At 54.5% G+C, this 20,872-nt stretch carries 18 protein-coding genes; 5 read left to right on the top strand and 13 right to left on the bottom strand.

All coding sequences use genetic code 11. The features are described from left to right. Positions 1-21: 21 nt before the first annotated feature. Positions 22-1,479, bottom strand: a complete 1,458-nt coding sequence (locus R70331_RS05895) for an aminotransferase-like domain-containing protein (protein ID WP_042182235.1) — start codon at positions 1,477-1,479, stop codon at positions 22-24. Between the two features lie 99 nt (positions 1,480-1,578). Further along, positions 1,579-2,421 carry a helix-turn-helix transcriptional regulator gene (locus R70331_RS30355; RefSeq protein WP_052418940.1) on the bottom strand — a complete coding sequence of 281 codons (843 nt, stop codon included), beginning with the start codon at positions 2,419-2,421 and terminating at the stop codon, positions 1,579-1,581. A 152-nt stretch (positions 2,422-2,573) separates the two neighbouring features. Between R70331_RS30355 and R70331_RS05885 the strand changes: the two genes are divergently transcribed. Beyond that, a complete protein-coding gene (locus R70331_RS05885; protein WP_042173672.1) occupies positions 2,574-4,283 on the top strand; it encodes a glycoside hydrolase family 2 protein in 1,710 nt (569 codons plus the stop codon). 878 nt (positions 4,284-5,161) lie between these two features. Here R70331_RS05885 and R70331_RS05880 read toward each other — a convergent pair. Next, on the bottom strand, positions 5,162-6,190 hold the full coding sequence (locus R70331_RS05880; protein WP_042173670.1) for a glycoside hydrolase family 88/105 protein: 1,029 nt from the start codon (positions 6,188-6,190) through the stop codon (positions 5,162-5,164). Between the two features lie 297 nt (positions 6,191-6,487). On the opposite strand from R70331_RS05880, the gene R70331_RS05875 reads away from it, so the two are divergent. Next, positions 6,488-7,174, top strand: a complete 687-nt coding sequence (locus R70331_RS05875) for a sialate O-acetylesterase (RefSeq protein WP_042173668.1) — start codon at positions 6,488-6,490, stop codon at positions 7,172-7,174. A 45-nt stretch (positions 7,175-7,219) separates the two neighbouring features. On the opposite strand, the gene R70331_RS05870 is transcribed toward R70331_RS05875, so the two are convergent. The 4 genes from R70331_RS05870 to cobD all read right to left on the bottom strand — a co-directional run bounded on the left by R70331_RS05870 (position 7,220) and on the right by cobD (position 11,719). After that, a complete protein-coding gene (locus R70331_RS05870; RefSeq protein WP_081947484.1) occupies positions 7,220-7,933 on the bottom strand; it encodes a histidine phosphatase family protein in 714 nt (237 codons plus the stop codon). Between the two features lie 10 nt (positions 7,934-7,943). After that, positions 7,944-8,903: an adenosylcobinamide-phosphate synthase CbiB gene (cbiB, locus tag R70331_RS05865; protein WP_042173667.1), complete on the bottom strand. Its 960-nt coding sequence runs from the start codon at positions 8,901-8,903 to the stop codon at positions 7,944-7,946. A 385-nt stretch (positions 8,904-9,288) separates the two neighbouring features. After that, complete coding sequence (locus tag R70331_RS05855; RefSeq protein ID WP_042173662.1) at positions 9,289-10,044, bottom strand: adenosylcobinamide amidohydrolase; 756 nt, start codon at positions 10,042-10,044, stop codon at positions 9,289-9,291. A gap of 580 nt (positions 10,045-10,624) precedes the next feature. Next, entirely contained in the window at positions 10,625-11,719 is a 1,095-nt protein-coding gene (gene cobD / locus R70331_RS05850; protein WP_042173661.1) for a threonine-phosphate decarboxylase CobD, read from the bottom strand. A gap of 272 nt (positions 11,720-11,991) precedes the next feature. Between cobD and R70331_RS05845 the strand changes: the two genes are divergently transcribed. After that, entirely contained in the window at positions 11,992-12,996 is a 1,005-nt protein-coding gene (locus R70331_RS05845) for a lipoate--protein ligase (protein ID WP_042173659.1), read from the top strand. Between the two features lie 88 nt (positions 12,997-13,084). On the opposite strand, the gene R70331_RS05840 is transcribed toward R70331_RS05845, so the two are convergent. From R70331_RS05840 to R70331_RS05830, 3 genes are all read right to left on the bottom strand, one after another. Further along, the gene (locus R70331_RS05840) at positions 13,085-14,230 is read right to left on the bottom strand and encodes an ABC transporter permease (RefSeq protein ID WP_042173657.1); all 1,146 of its coding nucleotides are present in this window, start codon (positions 14,228-14,230) and stop codon (positions 13,085-13,087) included. Beyond that, positions 14,227-15,177 carry an ABC transporter ATP-binding protein gene (locus R70331_RS05835; RefSeq protein ID WP_042173656.1) on the bottom strand — a complete coding sequence of 317 codons (951 nt, stop codon included), beginning with the start codon at positions 15,175-15,177 and terminating at the stop codon, positions 14,227-14,229. The genes R70331_RS05840 and R70331_RS05835 overlap by 4 nt, the downstream gene beginning before the upstream one ends. A gap of 199 nt (positions 15,178-15,376) precedes the next feature. Next, the gene (locus R70331_RS05830) at positions 15,377-16,093 is read right to left on the bottom strand and encodes a metal-dependent hydrolase (RefSeq protein ID WP_042173654.1); all 717 of its coding nucleotides are present in this window, start codon (positions 16,091-16,093) and stop codon (positions 15,377-15,379) included. A gap of 236 nt (positions 16,094-16,329) precedes the next feature. Here R70331_RS05830 and R70331_RS05825 point away from each other — a divergent pair, with 236 nt between their 5' ends. Further along, positions 16,330-16,728, top strand: coding sequence for a DMT family transporter (locus tag R70331_RS05825; RefSeq protein WP_081947483.1), 399 nt, complete (start codon positions 16,330-16,332; stop codon positions 16,726-16,728). 42 nt (positions 16,729-16,770) lie between these two features. Next, positions 16,771-17,577, top strand: a complete 807-nt coding sequence (locus tag R70331_RS05820) for a Cof-type HAD-IIB family hydrolase (protein ID WP_042173652.1) — start codon at positions 16,771-16,773, stop codon at positions 17,575-17,577. 165 nt (positions 17,578-17,742) lie between these two features. Here R70331_RS05820 and R70331_RS05815 read toward each other — a convergent pair whose 3' ends face one another. The 3 genes from R70331_RS05815 to R70331_RS05805 all read right to left on the bottom strand — a co-directional run bounded on the left by R70331_RS05815 (position 17,743) and on the right by R70331_RS05805 (position 20,871). Then, positions 17,743-18,531 carry an MBL fold metallo-hydrolase gene (locus R70331_RS05815; RefSeq protein WP_042173650.1) on the bottom strand — a complete coding sequence of 263 codons (789 nt, stop codon included), beginning with the start codon at positions 18,529-18,531 and terminating at the stop codon, positions 17,743-17,745. A gap of 185 nt (positions 18,532-18,716) precedes the next feature. Beyond that, positions 18,717-19,787, bottom strand: coding sequence for a sulfate ABC transporter substrate-binding protein (locus R70331_RS05810; protein WP_042173648.1), 1,071 nt, complete (start codon positions 19,785-19,787; stop codon positions 18,717-18,719). Positions 19,788-19,806: 19 nt separating this feature from the next. After that, the gene (locus R70331_RS05805) at positions 19,807-20,871 is read right to left on the bottom strand and encodes a sulfate/molybdate ABC transporter ATP-binding protein (RefSeq protein WP_042173647.1); all 1,065 of its coding nucleotides are present in this window, start codon (positions 20,869-20,871) and stop codon (positions 19,807-19,809) included. Position 20,872 lies beyond the last annotated feature (1 nt).

Raw genomic sequence — 20,872 nt, 5'->3', positions numbered from 1 at the left:
ATCCCCATTCCCCTTTTCATCTCATCCGAGTAGTAGTTGCCGTGCTGTCCTGCCGATAATCCCGATTCCCCTGCGTATATCGTCATCCGCCACCCTGGAAAAGCCCAGCCGCAGCGTGTTCTGTCCTGTTCCGTCTGTAAAGAACATATCCCCCATCGTAAAAATAACCCCCTGCTCCCGGCACGCCGCCAACAGCTCTCGTGTGCTGAAGCCCTCGGGAAAAGTGACGAACAGATGCAATCCCCCGTCCCCGCTCACCTTGCAATCCGGCAAAAACTCCTTACAGTATGCCATCGTCAGCTCATATTTACGCTTGTATTCCGTTCTGGCCCGTTTGAGATACTTTTCTAAATTCCCGCCGAGCAAATATTGATACAGAATGGACTGGTCAAGCGTCGAGGTGTGGATGCTGCGGGCTCTTTTGACACTTTCCAGATAGTAGATCAGCTCCTGGTCCGCCAGCACCCAGCCTACTCTAAGCCCGGGGAACAGCACCTTGGAAAAGCTCCCCAGATAAATCACACTGTTGCCGCCCCCGGCCGCCGCGATCAGCGGAGCCACATGTGAGCCGGAATAGCGCAGCTCCTCGTTGAACCCGTCCTCAATCACCGGCACACCATAGTCGGCCATCAGCTTCATCACGCCCAGCCTTTTCTCGGGAGACATGACGATTCCGGTGGGATTGTGGTAGGACGGCACGAGGTAGGCACAATCATACATTCCTTCCTCCAGCGCCTGCTTCAGCTCACCGAGATGGATGCCGTCACGCTCCATAGCGACCCCGCGGATGCCGAAGCCGTTCAGCTGCAGGTTTTTGAGCGCCGTATGATGGGTCGGATTCTCGCACAGCACCTTCCCGTGCCGCTGCCCCAGCGCTGACAGCACAATATCAAAACCCTCCGTGAACCCGTTCGTAATCAGCAGATCCTTGCCGCGCATGTCTACGCCCTTATGCTCCATATATTGCCGCAAATAATCTATCAAAGGCTTATACCCCTTGGCATAACCATAGTTCAGCAGAACATTGCCTTCTACAGACATCCGCCCCAGAAAGGCGCGTTTTACATTATCCAGATCGAACAGGCTTTCATCCGGTGCGATACTGGTAAAAGAAATCGTGTCCTTCCCCGCGCGGATGCCGCGTTTCATAATATCCAGCTCTTCGGCCAGCAGCGCCCTGCTGCTCAGGCGGCTTTTCCAGTCCACGCTCCAGGCGGGTGCTGCTGTATTCTCCGGGAGGGCTGCGTTACTGACATAACTCCCCTGTCCCTGCACCGTATAGGCGAACCCGTCATCCTCCAGCGCCATATAGGCGGAGATTACAGAGTTGCGGCTGACCTTGAGCAGCAGGCTCAGTTCCCGGGTAGAGGGCAGCTTCTGCTCCCCCTGAAGGGCACCCTTGAGAATGAGACTTTTCATATAATCCTTAACCTGCACATACACCGGCCGCCCGGCAATGAGCCTGAAATCATTAAACATCCGTAAGTCGCCCCCTGTAGCTATCATGGCATAATCTTTTCCGTAAAAAAAGAACCACAGACCCGGCATTTTCTCCCGCCTGTGGTTCCTCCCGGTCCTTCACTCCCCGGTTCGCTGGCTGCTCCGGTAGGCTGTCGGCGATACGCCGTTCAGCTGCTTGAACATTTTGCTGAAATGGTATTCCTCGTAGAAGCCGCACAGCTTGGCAATTTCCCGCACCGGATAATCCGTAAACGTAAGGTAGCGGCACGCCTGCTGGTTCTGGATATGCATATGATATTCCTTCGGCCCCATGCCGGTATATTTCAGGAAAAGCTTGCGCAGGTACGAGGCTGAAATGCCATACTCCTCCGCCATTTTTTCAATCCGGTGATGGTCCATGTAGGCATTCTCAAGCTTGCTCTTGATCTGCTCAAAAGCGGCAAAAGCCCCCGACTCCATCAGATTCCAGTCCGCCTGTACACTCTGGTGCAGCTTATGAAGCAGAATCTGTGTTTTGGCACGGGAAACGGCCGTTCCGGCAGTCTGCCCCGGCAGCCACTCCTGGTTAATCTCACGGAACATAACCCCTATCTCCTCAGCCTGCCGGGGGCCATACTGGCTCAGAAAAGGAAGCCGGAGTGTCTCTATCGGCCGGACGTTCCTCCAGACCGCATCATAGCCGAGCTCCGCACAATCGAACAGCAGCATCGTGATGCGCAGCGGGGCTTCCATTTCTGAACGCATGGACATTTTGAGGCCGGGCTTCAGATAAGCAAGCATCCCTGCCTGCACCTTATGCTCCACATTGGTCCGGAAAATCCCCTCCCCCTCATGAATCCAGTACAGGCTGTGCACATTGACCATGTTGCGGATGTCCTCCCAGCCCGGAAAAGTCACTTTATCCAGCACAAAATGAATATGCACGCTAAGATCATTCAGGTTATAGGCATTCTCTTCCAAGACAGTCTCCCCTTTGCTGCTGCAGGCGCGATTTATACAAGACATTATTGTTTTTTTCTATTCAATGCCGTAATGGTAAATGATACTATCCATACTAACATGATGTCCGCAAAAGACAATGCCATCGCACAATAACGGGGAGGCGCACACACTTGTTAAGAACTTTTCGTCAGCATAATATCCGCGTATCAGAGCTGCTGGACGGGCCTTGGGATTTCGCGAAAGACCCTTTAAATGAAGGCCTTGAGAAAAAATGGTTTGAGCGTTTTCCACATTCTCAACAGACCCTTTACGTCCCTTCCTGCTGGAATAACGAGCTGGGAATGTATGAATATGAGGGTATCGGCTGGTACCGCAAAAAAATCGTGCTGGGTAGTGAGCAGAATGTCCGGCTGATTTTCCACGCGGTGCAGGGCCATTCCGATGTTTATCTGGACGGGCAGCATCTGGGTTATCACTACGGCGGCTTTACACCTTTTGAGTTCCTTGTGCCGTCTCTGGCTGCAGGAGAGCATGAGCTGATTATCCGGACTGACAGCACGCTGGACCGCTTCACCATTCCGACGGAGCAGGTGGATTGGTTCCATTACGGCGGCATCATCCGCTCGGTGGAGCTGCAGTTTTTGCCGGACCTCTATATTGAACAGCTGAAGATTGATTATGAGCTGCAGGGTGCAAAGGCTGAATTGTCTGTTCAGGTGCAATTGCGCTCTTTGCTGACGGATGCGCTGGCGACCAGGCTGGTGCTCAGTGAAGGCGGGCAGGAATTGCACGCGGAGGATGTGCAGGTAGAGGCAGGACAAATAGTAAACCATGTAATTAAGCTGCAGCTGGCGGATGTCCGCCTGTGGAATGTCGGCAAGCCGGAATTATATACGTTCCAGCTGCGGACAGCGCATGATGACAAAATCGAGCGGATCGGCTTCCGCACTATAGAGACCAAAGACCACCGGATTCTGATCAACGGCGCCCCGGTCTATCTGAAGGGTGTGAACCGGCATGAGGAGCATCCGGAATGGGGCTTTGCTTTTCCGCCTAAGCTGATGCATAAGGAGCTGGATATCATTCTGGAGCTGGGCTGCAATACCGTCCGGGGTTCCCATTATCCGCAAAGCTCCTATTGGCTTGACCTGCTAGATGAGAACGGGCTTGTATTTTGGAGCGAGATTCCGATCTGGGGCTGCTTCCTGCCAAATGAGTCCGTCAGTGAGCCGCTGTTCCGGGACCGCGCCCTGACCATGATTGAAGAGATGATCGGGACGCATTATCATCATCCGAGCGTGGTGTTCTGGTCTGTACACAACGAGATCGATACCCGCACGCAGGAAGCCTATGCCTTTACAGAAGCACTGATCGGACTTGTGCGGAAGCTGGACACCTCACGGCTTGTCACCTATGCGACCATGCATCCGCTGGAGGACATTCTGCTGCCGCTGTTTGATGTGATCGGCATCAACAAATATTTTGGCTGGTATGAAGGCGAGGTCAGCGGCTTCAAGGGCATGCTGGAGCAGTTCCATAAGCGGGCGGAGCAGCTGGGAGCGGGCGGCACGCCGGTGCTGATGACCGAGTTCGGCGGTGCCGGACTGTTCGGGGACGTCGGCTGGGAGCCGCGGCTGTTCAGCGAGGACTATCAGGCGCATATCGTGACTGAAGCGCTGAACATCTTCCGCGCTGACCCGAAGATCGGCGGCACCTACATCTGGCAGTTCGCCGATATCCGCGGCGACCTGAAGAGCAGCAGCAGGAACTTCCGCGACCGGGCCCGCGGCTTCAACAACAAGGGCCTGGTCAACGAATACCGCAAGCCCAAGCAGTCGTTCCGCGAGGTGCGGCGGGTCTATCAGTCGTGGACTGACTGAGGTTTGTTTAGTGGTTGATGTTAAATGGTTGATAGCCCACGCCTCGCGCGTGGGCTTTTTCTATAGCATCCGCTGTGTGGCCCTCGCCGTCTGCCCTTGCCGGCGGCGCCTGATTTCGTACAAGTTCTTTAAGGCGCACTAGCTGAGGGAAGATGGCGGGGAGTCTAATGCCGGGAACTGCTGTTGGCCTACACTTTTGGAATTTAGTGCCGGCTTTACTACTGGCTCTACTGCTGGGCTTTACTTCTGTGCTGATAGACTCTGCTGCTCGGCCTACTGCTAGACACTACTACTAACTCAGTGGGTTGAATTCTACTGCTTAATCCTGCTGGCTGAACTCTATTACTAACTCCACTACTAACTCTATTGCTGACTCTGCTGCGAGAGCTAAGCACGGGTGCTCAAGCTTCAGAACTAACCTAGCCACCAGCCTAACGGACTCAGATGACGTTATATCCGCAAATTCGTCCCCTTGCCCAACGTAACGGACTCAAGTGATCTTATTTACTGCCAAATCACGCCTCTGGGGTCATCTGGCGGTACATAGCGGCTGCTGAGTCCGTTAGATCAGAAATACCCGCGAAACCCAACAAATAACGCCTTCTGGGTCCGTTGGCGGAGCCGGGACCGCAATTAAAACAGGCGGATCGGTGTTGCTCCCAATCTAGGGAACAACGCTGATCCGCCTGTTTTTTTGTATATAGTTACTTAATAATGGAGCAACACTGTTCTGCCGGACTTTTTGCGATAATTAGCCAATGAGGAGCATGACTGCCCAGCTTACTTTTTGGCGGACAGTTACCTAGCGAAGCCTAACCGTCTCCCCGCCTGACCTTTCACGAGTAAATTCAGACGCTGGCCCGGCCGAGCGTCCCCCTTTACCGCCCCAGCTCAATCACCCCACACAGGAAAGCCAGCGCCAGCCCCTGCCCCCAGCCCTGCGCCCATTTCCGGTCGATGCCCAGATAGCCAGCCAGGTCGTTCATTACTGCTGTTCCGCCGGATACGTTCAGCACACGGCCATTATCGGCGATATTATCCAGTAGGCCTTGCAGCGCCTGGTTAACATATTTCCCGTGCAGCGGATTTCCCTGCATAACCATTGCCGCGGCAATTCCAGCTGTAGCCGACACTTCCCCGTATGCTTCCGGATGGTCAAGCACGGTTCCCCAGAGGCCGTCAGGCTTTTGCAGCTTTTTAATGGCGGCGAGCTGGTCTCGGAGTGAGCTGGAAATGTGCATATACGGCGGATACAGGTAAGCTTCCGGCAGGATTTTACCGACTCTGGACATGGTGTAGGCTGCCCAGGCGTTGGCGCGTGCCCAGTAGAGGCCGGACATGTGATTCTGCTCAATGTGATTATATCCGTGATACCACAGACTGGTGTTTTCATCTTGCAGGTAGTTGATATGCCAGAAGAACTGGTGGAGCGCATCATCGATCCACTTTTTCTCCCCAAGCAGCACGCCTGCACGTAATTCAAAATAGGCTGCCATGAACAGTGTGTCGGCCCAGGCCTGCTCCGGGAAGTCATTTTTGGCTGAAACCGTATGCTGGAGCACATGCTCCCCAAAACGCAGGGCCCGGTTCTGCAGATAATCCAGCTTGCTGACAATCAGGTCGAGGTACTTTTGTTCCTTGGTCTGTTCATAGAGTGTGAGCAGCATATGGCCCATCGCGCAGGTATTAACCGTCCACTCTGCCGGCAGCCCCGCCTCTATATATTCCGCGCACCACCCGGCCATCCGTTCCAGGTAGCTTTGCTCCCCAGTGACTTCAAAAGCCCGGCTGACCCCGTAATAAGCAACACCGCAGGGCCAGTTCCAGGTCAGGTCCATGCCAAGTGTGTAATGGACTACGCTGTCTGTCACCTTTTTCAGATCAATATCCGATAAGTTCAGCTTCATTTGTCAAAAAGCCTCCTCGTTATTTATGTACTACCTTTACTACATTTGCTGCCGTCATTACACGAGAACAGCCCCTCTGTCTCCTATTCAAATCTCTTATTACAAGAATCCTATCATGCTCCGCCCGGGCACTGGAATGGAAAAAAATAAGCTTCATTTGTAAGATTCGAGCTTTTTATCTGCGGACCTGGCGGCCTTCCTGTTTACGTATCCCTGGTCATTGTCATTCTAAACTATGTATGCTAGTATCCTTGTGAAATTCAGCGTTTTGAACAATAAGAACAGGAGTGTTGCAGCATGCGCTTATTCTTGTTAATCGGACAATCCAATATGGCAGGCAGAGGGCCACTGGAAGGGCCGGATTTCAACGCAGAGCCTGAGAAAAACATCTATAAGCTGGACGATAACGGGGTCTGGCTAAAAGCAAAAGAGCCGGTACATAATGACAAGCCTGCGCTGGTGGGTGTAGGACCAGGACTGACTTTCGCCCGGATCGTTCTGGGGGCATTGAACGGAGAAACGGCAGGGCTGATTCCCTGTGCGGTGGGCGGAACGAAGATTGAACGCTGGGTCCCCGGCGGGGATCTGTATGAGCGGGCTGTTATACGGGCACGTCTGGCGATGGAGAGCGGTCAGCTCAGCGGCATTCTATGGGCTCAGGGGGAGAGCGATTCCGAGCAGGAGGCAGATGCCTCAGCTTACAAAGACCGGTTATTCAAGCTAATCACCAGCCTGCGGGAGGAGCTGAATGCACAGGACGTTCCTTTTATCTCGGCAAAATTGGGCGGATTCATCCGGCCGGAAGAATACCCGTATACCGATCAGATTAACCGGGTGCTGGAGTCAGCCGCAACGGTTTTTGACAAGTTTTTTCTGGCGGAGTCGGACGGGCTTACCCATAAAGGCGACTATCTGCATTATGACGCTGCTTCGGCAAAAGAACTCGGCCGGCGCATGGCTGAGGGTTGGCTGACTTTCCAGTAAAATAAAGCCTCTCTGCCGGAAGGCTTGAAAAGCAAATAACCCGCGCTAAGCGCGGGTTGGCATATGCTGCAGCTGAATGACTGCCGCCGTTCCCGGAGGCGGAGCTGCTGCAGTACGGAACGTGAGCCCCGGCTGTATCTCAGTCAACCAGTGGCGGATTACGCCGCCGTGGGTGACGATCAGGACGCGCAGCTTTTGCTGTTCATGACCCTGGAGACCGGCAGCCTTACTGTCTTGCTGCCTGCTTCCCCTTTGGGGTTCAGGGCGGTGTACACCTGATGTTTCTGATGTTTCTGATTCTTCTGCTTCCTTAAGCAACGTTGCCAGGAACTGCTCCAGCCGGGCTGCAAAAGCTGTCCAGGCTTCTCCGCCAGGCGGCGTAACTGCTTCAGGATCATCAATCCAGTCTCTGTACAGCGGATTATCGCAGAGCTGTTCATATGTACAACCCTCCCACTCCCCGAAGGAAGTCTCCCGCAGTCTTGAATCGTATACAGCCCGGGCTGCCAGTGATGGCGCCACTGCCTCCAAAGTCTCCCTGCAGCGCAGCAGATCGCTGCAGTATATCCGCCAGAACTCCCCGGTAAGCTCAGGCAGCGCTTTGCACGCAGCCAGCTTCTCCCGTTCTTCGGACAGCAGCGGCAGATCACTGCTCCCCAGATAACGGCGCTCCTTATTCCACTGCGTGTGCCCATGGCGCAATAGTACCAGCTCTATTAGAGGCGTTCCGTGTGATTCTCCCCGTGCTAGACCATTCATAATGTCCTGCTCACCCTCCGTTCCATAAGAAGGAAGCTGCTGCACAAAGAAGTACAAAAAGAGTGGAAGAAAGCAGCATCAGCCGGGAAGTAACAATAATATCATCCGGTTCCAGACTGCGGACTGGTTCACCCATATAGGCGCGGAATGAGGCCACACCGTGGTAGACATTCACTCCGCCGAGACGGATGCCCAGCGCTCCGGCTACTGCTGATTCAGGATAGCCGCTGTTGGGACTTGGATGAAGGCGGGCATCACGCCGAACGGTCTGCCAGCATCTGCGCCAGTCCAGCCGGAGCAGCCTTGCGCAGAGGGTTAACAGCAGTGCTGTTATACGCGCCGGTATGTAATTAGCAACGTCATCCAGCCGGGCAGAGGCCCAGCCGAGATTAATATATTTGTCGTTCTTATAGCCGGTCATCGAATCCAGTGTGTTCACGGCACGATAGGCCATAGCAAGCGGTGCGCCGCCAAGCAGCGCGTAGAATAACGGAGAAATAATCGCATCCACAATATTCTCGGCAACCGTCTCTACCGTACCGCGTACAATCTCCGGACTATCCAGTTGAGCCGTATCACGGCCGACAATCATACCAAGCGCCTGTCTGGCTGCCGGAAGGTCACCCTTCTTAAGCTCTGCATAGACGGCCATCCCGGCATCCTTAAGTCCCTTGGAGGCAATGGTTGTAGAGATCAGCCAGGCCTCGGCCGCCAGTGCCAGCCAGGGCGATATTCGTGACAGCAGCCAGAGCAGTACAGCTGTTGTCAGCCAGCTGCCGCCTGCTACCAGCAGGGGCAGCAGGACACCGGCCTGCTTCAGGCTGCGCGGCTGGCGGAAGCAGCGGCGGATTGCCCGCTCAAGTAGGGTGATGGCTTTGCCCATTAACACAACCGGATGGGGCAGGCTCCTTGGATCGCCAATGAGGCGGTCCAGCACATAAGCGGCAAGCAGCAGGATTGCGGCCATCACGGGCAAGCCCTCCTTGGCCGGCATGGCGTTATGCTTAATTGCCGAGTCTGCCCTTTCCGGCGCAGCGCACGCTCCGTTTGGCAAGCTCTCCACATCCGGCTCATGCCGGTATATGTTTGCTGAGCACTCCCTATTGGCTGCACACCACTGCCCGCTTGCTGAGCTCTGCTCATTCGGCTCATGCCGGTATATGTTTGCTTGGCGCTCCCTATTGGCTGAGCACCACTGCCCGCTTGCTGAGCTCTGCTCATTCGGCTCATGCCGGTATATGTTTGCTTGGCGCTCCATAATCGGTAATACGCTGCACCCGTGTTCACAGCACGCCATATCCGGTTCAACGCGGCGCCCATTTGCCGGTTTTTAAACGACCAGCGCAGATGAATGCTCATTCGCCGTTCTTCCTTGCCTGCTCCTGCACAGCTTGCACCGAGCGGAGGCTGGCCGTTACCGCTGCATATACCAGCCTGCCAATCGCTCCCCCAAGATCAGTTGCCGTACCGGCATACACATGCTCAGCCCCGTAGCGGCGGCTTCCGCTGACTGCCAGCACAATTGCATCCGTAGTCGTACCTGTAGCTGTCAGCCCGTTCTCGGAATCGGTAATACCAAGGTCGGCCAGAGCAGCAGCCTTGGCTTCAGTTGCTGTAATCACGGCGTTCACCATTGCTGACGGAGTAAGCAGACCGTCTATGCCGAGCATAATATTGATCGTACCCGGGCGGTAGGCCTTCAGCACACTCCGTTCCACCCCGGCGCGTGCCGCATTGCCCGCAGCCGCAGTCACGCAGCAAAAGATTCCTGCCGATCCTGTATCCTCCTCAGCAACCGCTGCATGCTCCAGCGGCACTGCCGTCATTAGACCCGCGCAGCCTTCCAGCGGGTAACCCCATTCTGTCAGCTTGTTCTCCATATCGCGCACCGGATTGCTGCACTCATAGTCACGGCTGACATACTGGTTCACAGCCCGCTTCAGCCGGCTCATCCCTCCACCGTATACTGCACTCGAAATACTATCCGCCTCGGCAGGCAACTCCAGCAGCAGATGCTCCTCTTTCCACGCCAGCACCAGCCCGGGCCAAACGCCAGAGCAGTACGACCGCTCCCCGCCAGCAAGCTTAAAGGGAATCATTATTTCTGCCATACCCATTCACGCCCTTTACTTTTCATATACTTTACCTTTACCTTTATACTTTCACTTTTACTCCACTGATTCTATGCTGCTTCCTACTCAGTCACTCCGCCCACCATATCATCTATGCCACTTCTGCTACACTAACACAGACATTTAGTTGGATTTTCTCCATTTAATACCTTCATTTCTCCGGATTTATGATGATTAGTTGGAAAATACTTACTTATTTCCGACCGGTTTCCTCCTACCAGGCAAAAACAGCAGAATTAAGTGACCTTTTTCCACCTAACTCCCTCTTACCGGTAGCTGTCCCCAAAATAGATGGCGTTTTTCCACCTAATCCGCCTCAGAAATACTCAGCTGAGCATCCCTCATCTGCAATATTTACCTGCCTTCTAACAAGCTTCCCACCGTAACCACTCAATTAGCCTGGACGCCTGTATTTCCGCAAAATAGCAGTACTCATTGGCATCCGTAACCAACTATAGCATTCGCTAGGATTCATTGCTCCAGTATTTATTAGCATTCAGCAGATTTCAGCAGAATACAGCAGCATTAATTACCCTTGGCGGAATCCGCCGCTACAGGCTCATCTCCCGGACAGAGCCGCCTCCAGCTCCCCCAGCAGCCGGGCATTGTCCTCATGCCCCTTGACGGCCACACGAATATGCCCGGCGGCAAGGCCGGGATACATCGCGCAGCTGCGCACGAGGATGCCCCGGCTGCCAAGCTGCTCCTGCATGGCCGCCGCTGTCCACCCTTCCGGCAGCTGCGCCAGCAGGAAGTTCGCTTCGCCCGGCGGCACGCTGCAGCCCAGCCGCCGCAAGCCTTCACGCAGCAGCTCCCGCTCTGCTGCGATCAGCGCACGCGTGCGCGCCGCATACCCGCGCCCGCTGCGCAGGCAGGCTTCTCCGGCCAGCTGCGCCAGGCCGTTCACGCTCCAGGTCACCTGCTTGCCGCTCATCCCCGCGGCAAGCTCCGGGGCTGCTATGGTGAACCCCAGCCGCAGCCCCGGAATGGCAAAAAACTTCGTCATCGAGCGGATTAGCACCGTATGACGGAACCCGCCCAGCTCCGGCAGCAGCGATTGCCGCCGCTCCTCCGGGATGAAGTCGATGAACGCTTCATCCACGGCAAGTAAGGTCCCGCAGGCCTCTGCCTTGCGGGCCAGGAGCCGCAGGTCGTCCAGCGCATACTGGACGCCGTTGGGGTTGTTCGGCTGGCCGAGGAACAGCAGATCCACCTGCTCCAGCAGACCGGCGATTTCTTCCGCCTCCGCCCGGTACTCCTGCTCCTCCGTTCCCTGGACGGAGAGTACCTCCGCACCGAACTGCTCAGCCAGCTGGCGGTATTCGGAGAAGCAGGGCTCGACGATCCCCACCCTACGCGGTGCTGCAGCCAGCAGCAGCAGCGCCATGGACTCCGCAGCCCCGTTGCCGACAGTAATCCATTCCGTACCGATACCCAGCTCGGCGGCCAGCAGCGCTTTTAACCGGCGGTGCCCCGGGTCTGGATAAGCCGTAACAGCAGCCGAAGCATCCTGCAATAGCTCCAATACGGCCGGCGGCGGGCCAAGCGGGTTAATATTAGCGCTGAAGTCAATAAAAGCGCTGTCCCTGGCGCCTTCCCCGTAAAGCTCCGCTGCCGTCAGCAAATCGCCGCCGTGGCCATATTTTTCAAGCATCGCTACACTCCCTCTGTTTGCCTCATATTGAGTTACCTATAGCCCCAATTATTGCCTTTACCGCAGAAGCGCGTCAATGATGGATGTGAGACTATTCTGCCAATGTAACCTGACTTGCACCCATCGGCCCTGCTCCAGGCCCCCTGTGCACCTGCTCAACATCCGCTGAGCTTAGCTTTACCAGCTGAAATATACTTTCTATTTTGTGAAATGCGAGCTTTTAGTTTAGAATAAATGCAGTAGTTAACCATGTACAGGCGGAGGAATATACCATGCTCTTTATTGATAACACCGGCATTACAGACGCTTCGATCAACCTGGCCATTGAGGAGTTCGCGCTCAAAAACCTCCCGATGGACGACAGCTACCTGCTCTTTTATATCAACAGCCCGTCCATCATCATCGGTAAGCACCAGAATACGATTGAAGAGATCAATCAGGAATATGTAAAAGAAAACAACATCCAGGTCGTGCGCCGGCTCTCCGGAGGCGGAGCAGTGTATCATGACCTCGGCAACCTGAATTTCAGCTTCATCACCAAGGATGACGGGGAATCGTTCCACAACTTCCTCAAATTCACCCAGCCGGTCATCGACTATCTGCAGTCTATGGGGGTAAATGCTGAGCTTAGCGGACGCAACGACCTGCAGGTCGGCGAGCGCAAAATCTCCGGCAACGCCCAGTTCTCCACCCGCGGACGGATGTTCAGCCATGGCACCCTGATGTTCGATCTGAATCTCGATGATGTACAAGCTTCCCTGAACGTGAACCCGGAGAAGTTCAAATCCAAGAGCACAAAGTCCGTGCGCAGCCGGGTTGCCAACATCAAGGACCTGCTCGGCAATACCGATATGACCATTGAGGAATTCCGTGAGGGGCTGCTGCGCTCGATCTTCGGTATGGAGGCTTCCGAGGTTCCGCAGTACAAGCTGACCATGGATGACTGGGTCCGCATTAATGAAATCTCCAAGGAGCATTACCAGAACTGGGACTGGAACTACGGCCTCTCGCCGAAAAGTAATGTGAAGCATACCCGCAAATTCCCGGCCGGTCTGGTCGATATCCGCATGGATATTGAGGATTCCCTCATTAAAGATATCAAAATCTACGGTGATTTCTTCGGCGTCGGTGACGTAGCGGATGTGGAAGATGCACTGCGCGGCAAACGTTACGAGAATGCTGAGGTCAGAGAGGCGCTGTCCGGGCTTGATCTGAAGCATTATTTTGGGCGGATTGAGCCGGAGGACTTTATCGGCCTGGTATTCCTGGAGGAATAGCCGTTCGAGCACAGCTTTTATCCGCAGGCAAAATAGAACCAGCCAATTCCGGGCTACCCGGGTCGGCTGGTTTTTTAGCAAAGTCCCTTTATACTTTGGAAAGTCTGCGTTTCCGGTACAGCAGAAGTCCTCCTGCAAAATAAACCATCGTCAGCAGTGTGATCATAATGAGCTCCCATCCCACCTCCGGCAGACCCGCGCCATCATTCAGAATTTGATTAAAAGCACTTGCAGTATGCGTAAGCGGCAGCAGATCTGTCATGCCAAAGGCATGTCCGTGTACACTCATTAGCTTCAGATCAGGCAGGGGAAACATACTCCCCGAAAAAAACATCAGAATAAAAAACGGAAAGCAGCCGACCGTCAGTACATCAAATACCGTGTTCAAAAAGCTGGCCACAATCAGGCTCACAGCAACCATAGCCATACTAGACAGCACTCCGACAGCCAGAATAGCGCCAAAATACCCTTCCGGTTCATAACCTAATCCGAGGGCCGTCCAATAGGACAGAACAACCGCACCGGAGGCAACTGCCGCCTGGGTAATGCAGATTCCGCCCAGAAAATTAAAAGCGCCAAGCCGGCTGAGCTTAAGCCTTAGCAGTGTTTTATTGTCATTTTCTTTCACAATGGAGGCTGAAGCCGTAAACAGAACCATAAGTACAGCAAGGGAGATTAGCCCCGGGACATAGCTTTCGAATTCGTTTAAGGGCTGCTTTTTCTCAACAAAGGTTTCTTGTATAACGGCCGGAAGCGTGATCTCTGCTGCGTTCATCCCCTGCCTGTTCACCTGCTCGGCAGCCCAGACTGCTGCAACAGGGTACCTCACATTTCCCATACTCCCGTAAAAGCTTACCTGCGCCGCGCTGATATTGTCCCCTTTGGCTGCGGATGCCAGTGCCGCTGAATAGTCCTCCGGAATGACCAGGCCGATATCGATCTCCTTTTGCTTTACCTTAGCCTGCAGCTCTTCCCCGTTCGGGAAGCTTCTTACCTTAAATACCGGAGACCCGCCAGCCTCCCCCTCCATCTGCTCCAGACTGCTGATAAGCTGAACCGACGCACGCCCTGCATCCAGATTCAGTACGCCCAGCTTATAGGTAACCGCCTCTCCTCCGTAAAAAAAGGACATCAGCAAGAGAAAAAACGGCGAGAACAGCAGCACCATGGCGAGCATTTTCCAGTCTCTGATACTCTCCCTGATGGACTTGTTAACTGCTGCCATAAGCTTCATTCCCGCAGCTCCCTTCCGGTCAGCGCAATGAATGCATCCTCAAGCGTCCGTTTGCGGATCGTCATATCCAGAGTCTGAATATGGTGAGCCCTTAGCCGATGCTGCACCTGTCCAATCCACTCAAGAACGTTACCTCCGCCAAGCAGAAACAGCCCATCAGTGTAGGTTCTTTCTGTGCATTCCGGCGGCATCGTCTGCAGAGCCTTCTCAGCAAGCTCCCTGCAGATCCCGGCCACCCGGAGCTGCACAATCTCTCCTGTGCCCGCTTTGGCCTTAAGCTTGGCAGGGATGTCCATCAGCACTATTTTTCCGTGATCCATAATAGCTACCCTGTCCGACAGCCTGTCAGCCTCATCCATATCATGTGTAGTAAGGATTACCGTCTTATCCCGGGCCAGTCCCCTGATGAAGTCGCGTACCAAAATTCTGCTCTGCGGGTCAAGTCCCGCCTGCGGCTCATCCAGAATAATCAGCTGCGGATCGTGAACAAGCGCGAGCGCAATATTCAGCCTCCGCTGCATCCCGCCTGAGAGCGTCCGGCCCAGCTTGTTTCTTTTGTCCCAGAGACCCAGTGCGTGCAGCAGGCTTTCTGCCCGGTTGCAGGCCGCTCTGGAAGAAAGCCCGTAAGCAATTCCTGCGAAGCGCAGCTGCTCAAGACAGGTCAGCTGCTCCCAGATGACAATCTCCTGCGGACATAGCCCGATCATCTGCTTAATCCGCTCATAGCTGCCGGAGGTCATTAGCATACCATTGACAGAAATCCGGCCTGCATCCGCTTTCAGCAAACCGCACAGCATTCTGATCGTGGTTGTCTTGCCGGCTCCGTTAGGCCCCAGCAGGCCGAACACTTCTCCTTTATGCACCGTGAAGCTTATATTGTCTACAGCGGGCACCATCTTGTACTGCTTGCTCAAACCCGTCACCGTCAGAATAGCTTTATCCTCCATGCAGCACCTCTAATTCCATTTATTTCAAAATGGTGATACAACCAATGTATCAGAGCTTTTGCGCAGAGGCAGTGAGCTACCGCTCATTGCCCGGGGTGAACTGCTTCTTCATTAACCTGGCCTGTCTAAACGACAAAAAAGGCTCACGCTTCAAACAGCGGAGAGCCTTTTTAGGCCTTGCCTTACCGGCGCTATCCCCTCAAACGGGAGTTATCACGAATACATACGCGACGAGCAGCAGCGTAAGTACAATGCACACCTTCTCAACCTTGCTGCCCTTTTTCGTCCCGGTGCTCATTAGCTTCAGGCGCAGCTTGAAGGGCAGCGGCGGCAGCGGCGTAATCCCCCGCTGCGTCAGCGAGTCAGCCAGCAGATGCAGCGCATAGGACATGCCGCCGGCAATCCACAGGCTGCCTCCGTCATTCATGCCGAGGGAGACAAAATAGAGCAGCGCGCCCCAGCCTGCAACCGCATATAACGTATGCGTGATCCCCCGGTGCGGAACAACAGAAGCTACAACAAGTATGCAGGCCGCGATATAGTTCCAAGGATCATAATCGGCAGCAAACGCGAACAGCGCGAGGGCGATTAACATCATGACCAGCTGCCGCAGCCTTCTGCCCGGAAGGAACGATACACTGCCCACGAGCAGCGCCAGCACCATATTCCATGGCGTTTCAACGATTCCGGCAAAATAAAGATAAACCGCCGCTCCAATTAAAGCTACCTGCAGCAGCCTTAACATAGATTCGGGCACAGCACTGCGTACCAGCAGCGAGTTCGGCTCATCAATATCAGGCAGCAGGGAGCTGACCGCCGCCACAGCAGCCGCCGGAACTGTGATCTCATAGCCGAGCAGATTCATCACAGAGAGCGTAATCCCGGTGCTGATAATGAAATGGGATTTGCCCATCATCTTTGAAACCGCCCCTTTCTAAGCTGTCAAAAAATAAGAACAAATGTGCGGTTACCAAAGTATACTAAGAGAGCGTTTTTTTGTCCAGCCTGCAGCCGTATTATGTTCCCGGAAAGCCTTTAACTGCCGGGCTTCAGTATAGTTATGGCTTGTCCTCCCCTGTGTTTTAGGATACAATTTGGACAACTTGATACGTTTTCTGTATTTCATGAAAGGATGACACAGAGCCGCTGGCAATGCTGCAGCTTGCTTTTGTCGGCATCTTCAGCATCCTTGCCTCGCTGATTGTTGACGGCAGCGGTCCGCTGCTCCAGAGCAGGGAGCTCATCAGAGAGCCTGATGTGCTCTGGGCGCTGCTGATCTCCATCGGGCCAACCAGCGCGTTTGCCTTCTGGATTCAGACCGCCTGCCAGAAATACACCACACCGTCCCGGGTGGCCATTATCTACGCGATGGAGCCGGTGTTCGCCGCTTTTACCGGGCTTGTCTTTGGCGGTGAGAAGCCCGGTTTGTCCGCCGGGCTTGGCTGTCTGCTCATCCTGGCGGCCATGCTTACTGCCGGGCTCAGTCCTGTGCCTGACAAGGACGGACATGCTGAAGGAGAATCTGGTCCACTGGCTTCATCTGACGGATAATTTCATTTATACTAGAACAATAACCTTTAGGAGAGAACCCGAATGTACAAACTGATTGCAATTGATATTGACGACACTCTCATCAACGATGATAAGGAAGTAACCCCTGCCACCCAGACTGCGCTTGAACAGGCTGTCGCTGCAGGTGTTGTAGTAACTCTGGCAACCGGACGCGCTTACGCTTCTGCTCAGGCCATCGCCCGCCAGACCGGCCTCAACGTGCCGATCATTACTTACCAGGGTGCGCTGGTTAAGAACCTGATGGACGAACAAGTGCTCTACGAGCGCTATGTACCGCAAGACGCTGTACGCAAGCTTTTCCAGTATTGTGTGGAGCATGACCTGCACCTGCAGACTTATATCGATGATAAGCTGTATGCACGTGAGGAGAACCAGAAGCTGATTGAATATTCGCAGCTGAACCGGACCCAATACTTCATTGAACCGGACTGGGAGAACAAGCTTGTTCCGCAAAAAACACCAAAAATGCTCATCATCGACGACCCTGCTTACCTTGACGAGCTGTCCCCGATTCTGCGTGAGCTGCTGGGCGATTCCGTCCACATTACCAAATCCAAGCCGCACTTCCTCGAGATTATGCACAGTGAAGGCACCAAGGGTATCGCGCTTGAGTTCCTGGCAGAGCACTTCGGCTGCGAGCTGTCCGAAACGATCGCTGTCGGCGATTCCTGGAATGACCATGAGATGCTGGAAGCAGCCGGTCTTGGTGTGGCTATGGCCAATGCCATTCCTGCGCTCAAGGAAATCGCTGATTTTGTTACCCTCAGTAACAATGAGGACGGCGTGAAGTATGCCATCGACAAGTTTATTTTGAAGACAGTAGAATAATTACACGTTTGACAAAAGGGTGCGCTGCCGCCGGTTCACAAATCAACCGGCGCAGCGCACCCTTTTATTGTATTGCCTTCCTCTCATCAAGCCGATCCGGTTAAACCAATCTGCTAACCAAAGGCACTTTTGCCTTTCACTTCGCCCATTTCGCACTCTCAGCCCTCAAGCCCCGCTCTGTCCGCGTCCCAGAGCAATCCTCAGCCCCGTAACCGCCAGTGTAACGCCCTCCGGCAAAATGTAGTCCTTGCGGATGTCCACATTATGCGACATATGCGTATAGACTGTCCGCTCCGGCTGAACCGCCTTCAGCAGCTCTGCCGCTTCCGTCATATCATACACGGAGCGGGTGGACAGCTCGGCGGCTTCATAATAGAAGCTGGTACCCAGCACCAGCAGATCGGCTCCGCGCATCGGTGCGGTCTCCTCCGGTCCGAGTGATATAGAGTCTGAGCAATAGACCCACATGTACTCATCCTTCTCCAGCTTGTACGCATATGAGTAGCCGTTCTTACCGTGGTTCACCCGCCAGGTGCTGATCTGCCAGCCATCCAGCTCAAGGCCATCGTCACATGGAATCATATCAAGATGGCTGCTTAGCCACGGATATTGCCGCTGGATAATGGGAATCACCTCGGCCGGAGCATACAGCTCTCCACGGTGGCCCATCCAGCGGCAGGCATCCGCCCATTCCGGCAGTCCGCCGATATGGTCGAAATGGGCATGGGTTATCAGCAGCCTGCGCATATTGTGTTGCCCCTGCAGCTCCATCTGCCGCCGCCAGTCCGGGCCGCAGTCAATCGCAAAGAAATCACTGCCGTTATCTATAAGCACGGATGAGCGCAAGCGGGCATTCAGCCCGTCCGTTCTCGCCTCCATACAGGTCTCACAGCTGCAGTACACCCGCGGCACACCCATTGCGTCACCTGTTCCCAAAAACACCAAAGTATCCATTTGCACTCGCTCCTTCAGTTCCCACAGCTAAGATTAGTAACCCTCATTATAGTACATATCACCGTTCATCTCATCCCGCTTCCCGAGCATTCTCCTTGTCCGCATCAAAAAAACCGCCCCTCCAGCTAAGAGGAACGGCCCTGCTTGTTCATTATAATCACAACCACCAGCACGCAGAGCAGCTGCTAAATCCCCGCCAGCACCTGATACCAGATTCCGCGCCTCGAATACAGCGTCTCCCTGACCTCTGTCCAGCCTCCGAGATAATCGATCCCGAACAGCCCGGCGGGAATCGGGTACCGGCTCTCGTTGGCTGCATAGACCTGCTCGTTCACCGGACGGAAGCCATACTCGGCAAAGACCTCCTGCGCAGCAGGTGTCGACAGATAATCGACCAGCGCCTCGGCAGCTTCACGAGTTCCCCGCTCATCCACGTATTTGTCCACAACGGCAGCCGGATTTTCAATCAGAATCGTATCCTTAGGGATAATTACTTCATACTTCACGCCTTTGGCGATCCGCGCCAGCAGCTCATTCTCATACGTAACGATAACATCCCCTACGCCGTATTCAAAGGCTGCCATTGAGGCCCGCCCGCTTTTATCCAAGGATTCCACATTGGCATGTACCTGCTCCAAAAAAGCTTTTGCAGCCGCAGGATCCTTCACCCCGGTCTGCTCCTCGGACATCTTCAGGCCCGCTCCATAAATTGCGTTGATATCCCACTGCGCTCCGCCGGAGGTCTTGGGATTGGGGTAGAGCACCTTCACACCCGGCTGCGCCAGATCGGTGAAGTCCTTAATCCCCTTCGGATTGCCTTCACGGGTCCCCAGTGCCACCACTGATCGGGTGATCATCCCGTCTGCTCCATGCTCCTTCCAGGTATCCGCAACCAGCCCGGCTTTGACCAGCTTCCCGATATCCCCTTCCAGCGCCAGCAGGGTCACATCCGCTTCAAATCCGCCGGCAATCGCTCTCGCCTGCGTACCTGAGGCTTCGTAAGATTCCTGAAAGACGATGGTTTGCCCGGTTTTGGCTTTCCAGTCTGCAGCAAAAAGGGGCAAAATGTCACCCATTGCATCTTTGACCACGCTATAGGCTCCGATCACAAGAGTCAGATCCCCCTGCTGCGGAGCCGCTTCCCCGTCGTCTGATTCCTTATTATTTCCACAGCCGGCCAGAGCCAGTGCGAGCAATGCCAGCGTTAGGGCTGCCAGCCATCCGTGCAGTTGTCTGCTCCTTTTGTGAACCCTCATACCGGCACACATCCTTTACTTAGATAAACACAGGCATCGGATCTTCCTTCAGCCCGTTCTCCTGAATCCAGCTGCGGTCGTCATTGAACAGATAGGCACGGTGGACCAGCACAGAAATTTCCTGACCCGGCGTAAGGGTCTCCTTTTCGAGCGACCGGTACGTCACCAGCTTATGCCCGTTTACCTCTACCTCCACCAGCCACTCACTGCCGCGGAAATGCAGATGCTTCACGACGCCCTGCTCTGTGGCGGAAGCCATTTTGAACTCATTCAGATGGCCCACCTCGATATACTCCGGACGGATCAGCGCCTTGGTCGGCTTGCCGCCGCCCGCATTCTTGAAGCCCTTGAGCTCGCTGGCACTCTCGATCAGTGTCGATTCACCGATAAAGGTTGCCACAAACGGCGTCTTCGGCTCTTTGTAAATATCCCACGGGGTGCCCTTCTGCTCCAGACGCCCCTGATTGATGATCATAATCTCATCGGCCACCTCAATCGCTTCATCCTGGTCATGCGTGACGAAGATCGAGGTGATGCCGACACGTTCAATCAGCTCGCGCAGCCACGAGCGCAGCTCCTGGCGGATCTTCGCGTCAATGGCGGCAAACGGCTCATCCAGCAGCAGCAGCTGCGGCTCAGGCGCAAGCGCCCGGGCAAATGCAACCCGCTGGCGCTGGCCCCCGGACAGCTGATGCGGATAACGCTTCTCAAATCCCTTAAGACCGGTGAGCTCAACCAGCTCCGTAACCCGGTCACGGATTGCAATCTTATTCGCTTTCTTAACCTTAAGTCCAAAAGCGATATTCTCATAGACAGTCATGTGCTTAAAGAGCGCATAGTTCTGGAACACAAAGCCGATTTCGCGCTCCTGCGGCGGAAGATTGTTGACCGTTTTACCGTGAAAAATAATTTCACCGCTGTCCGGTGTCTCCAGTCCTGCCAGCATGCGCAGAATCGAGGTTTTGCCGCCGCCGCTTGGGCCTAGCAGGCCGATCAGATGACCTTTGGTAATCCCGAAATTAACGTCCTTCACGGCGTGAAAATCTCCAAAATGCTTATTTAGTCCCCGAACCTCTACATGCATC

Source organism: Paenibacillus sp. FSL R7-0331, from assembly GCF_000758645.1.
GTDB lineage: Bacteria > Bacillota > Bacilli > Paenibacillales > Paenibacillaceae > Paenibacillus_AQ > Paenibacillus_AQ camerounensis.
Note: the sequence above shows the minus strand (reverse complement) of the source record. Positions and strands in the feature narration are given on the sequence as shown.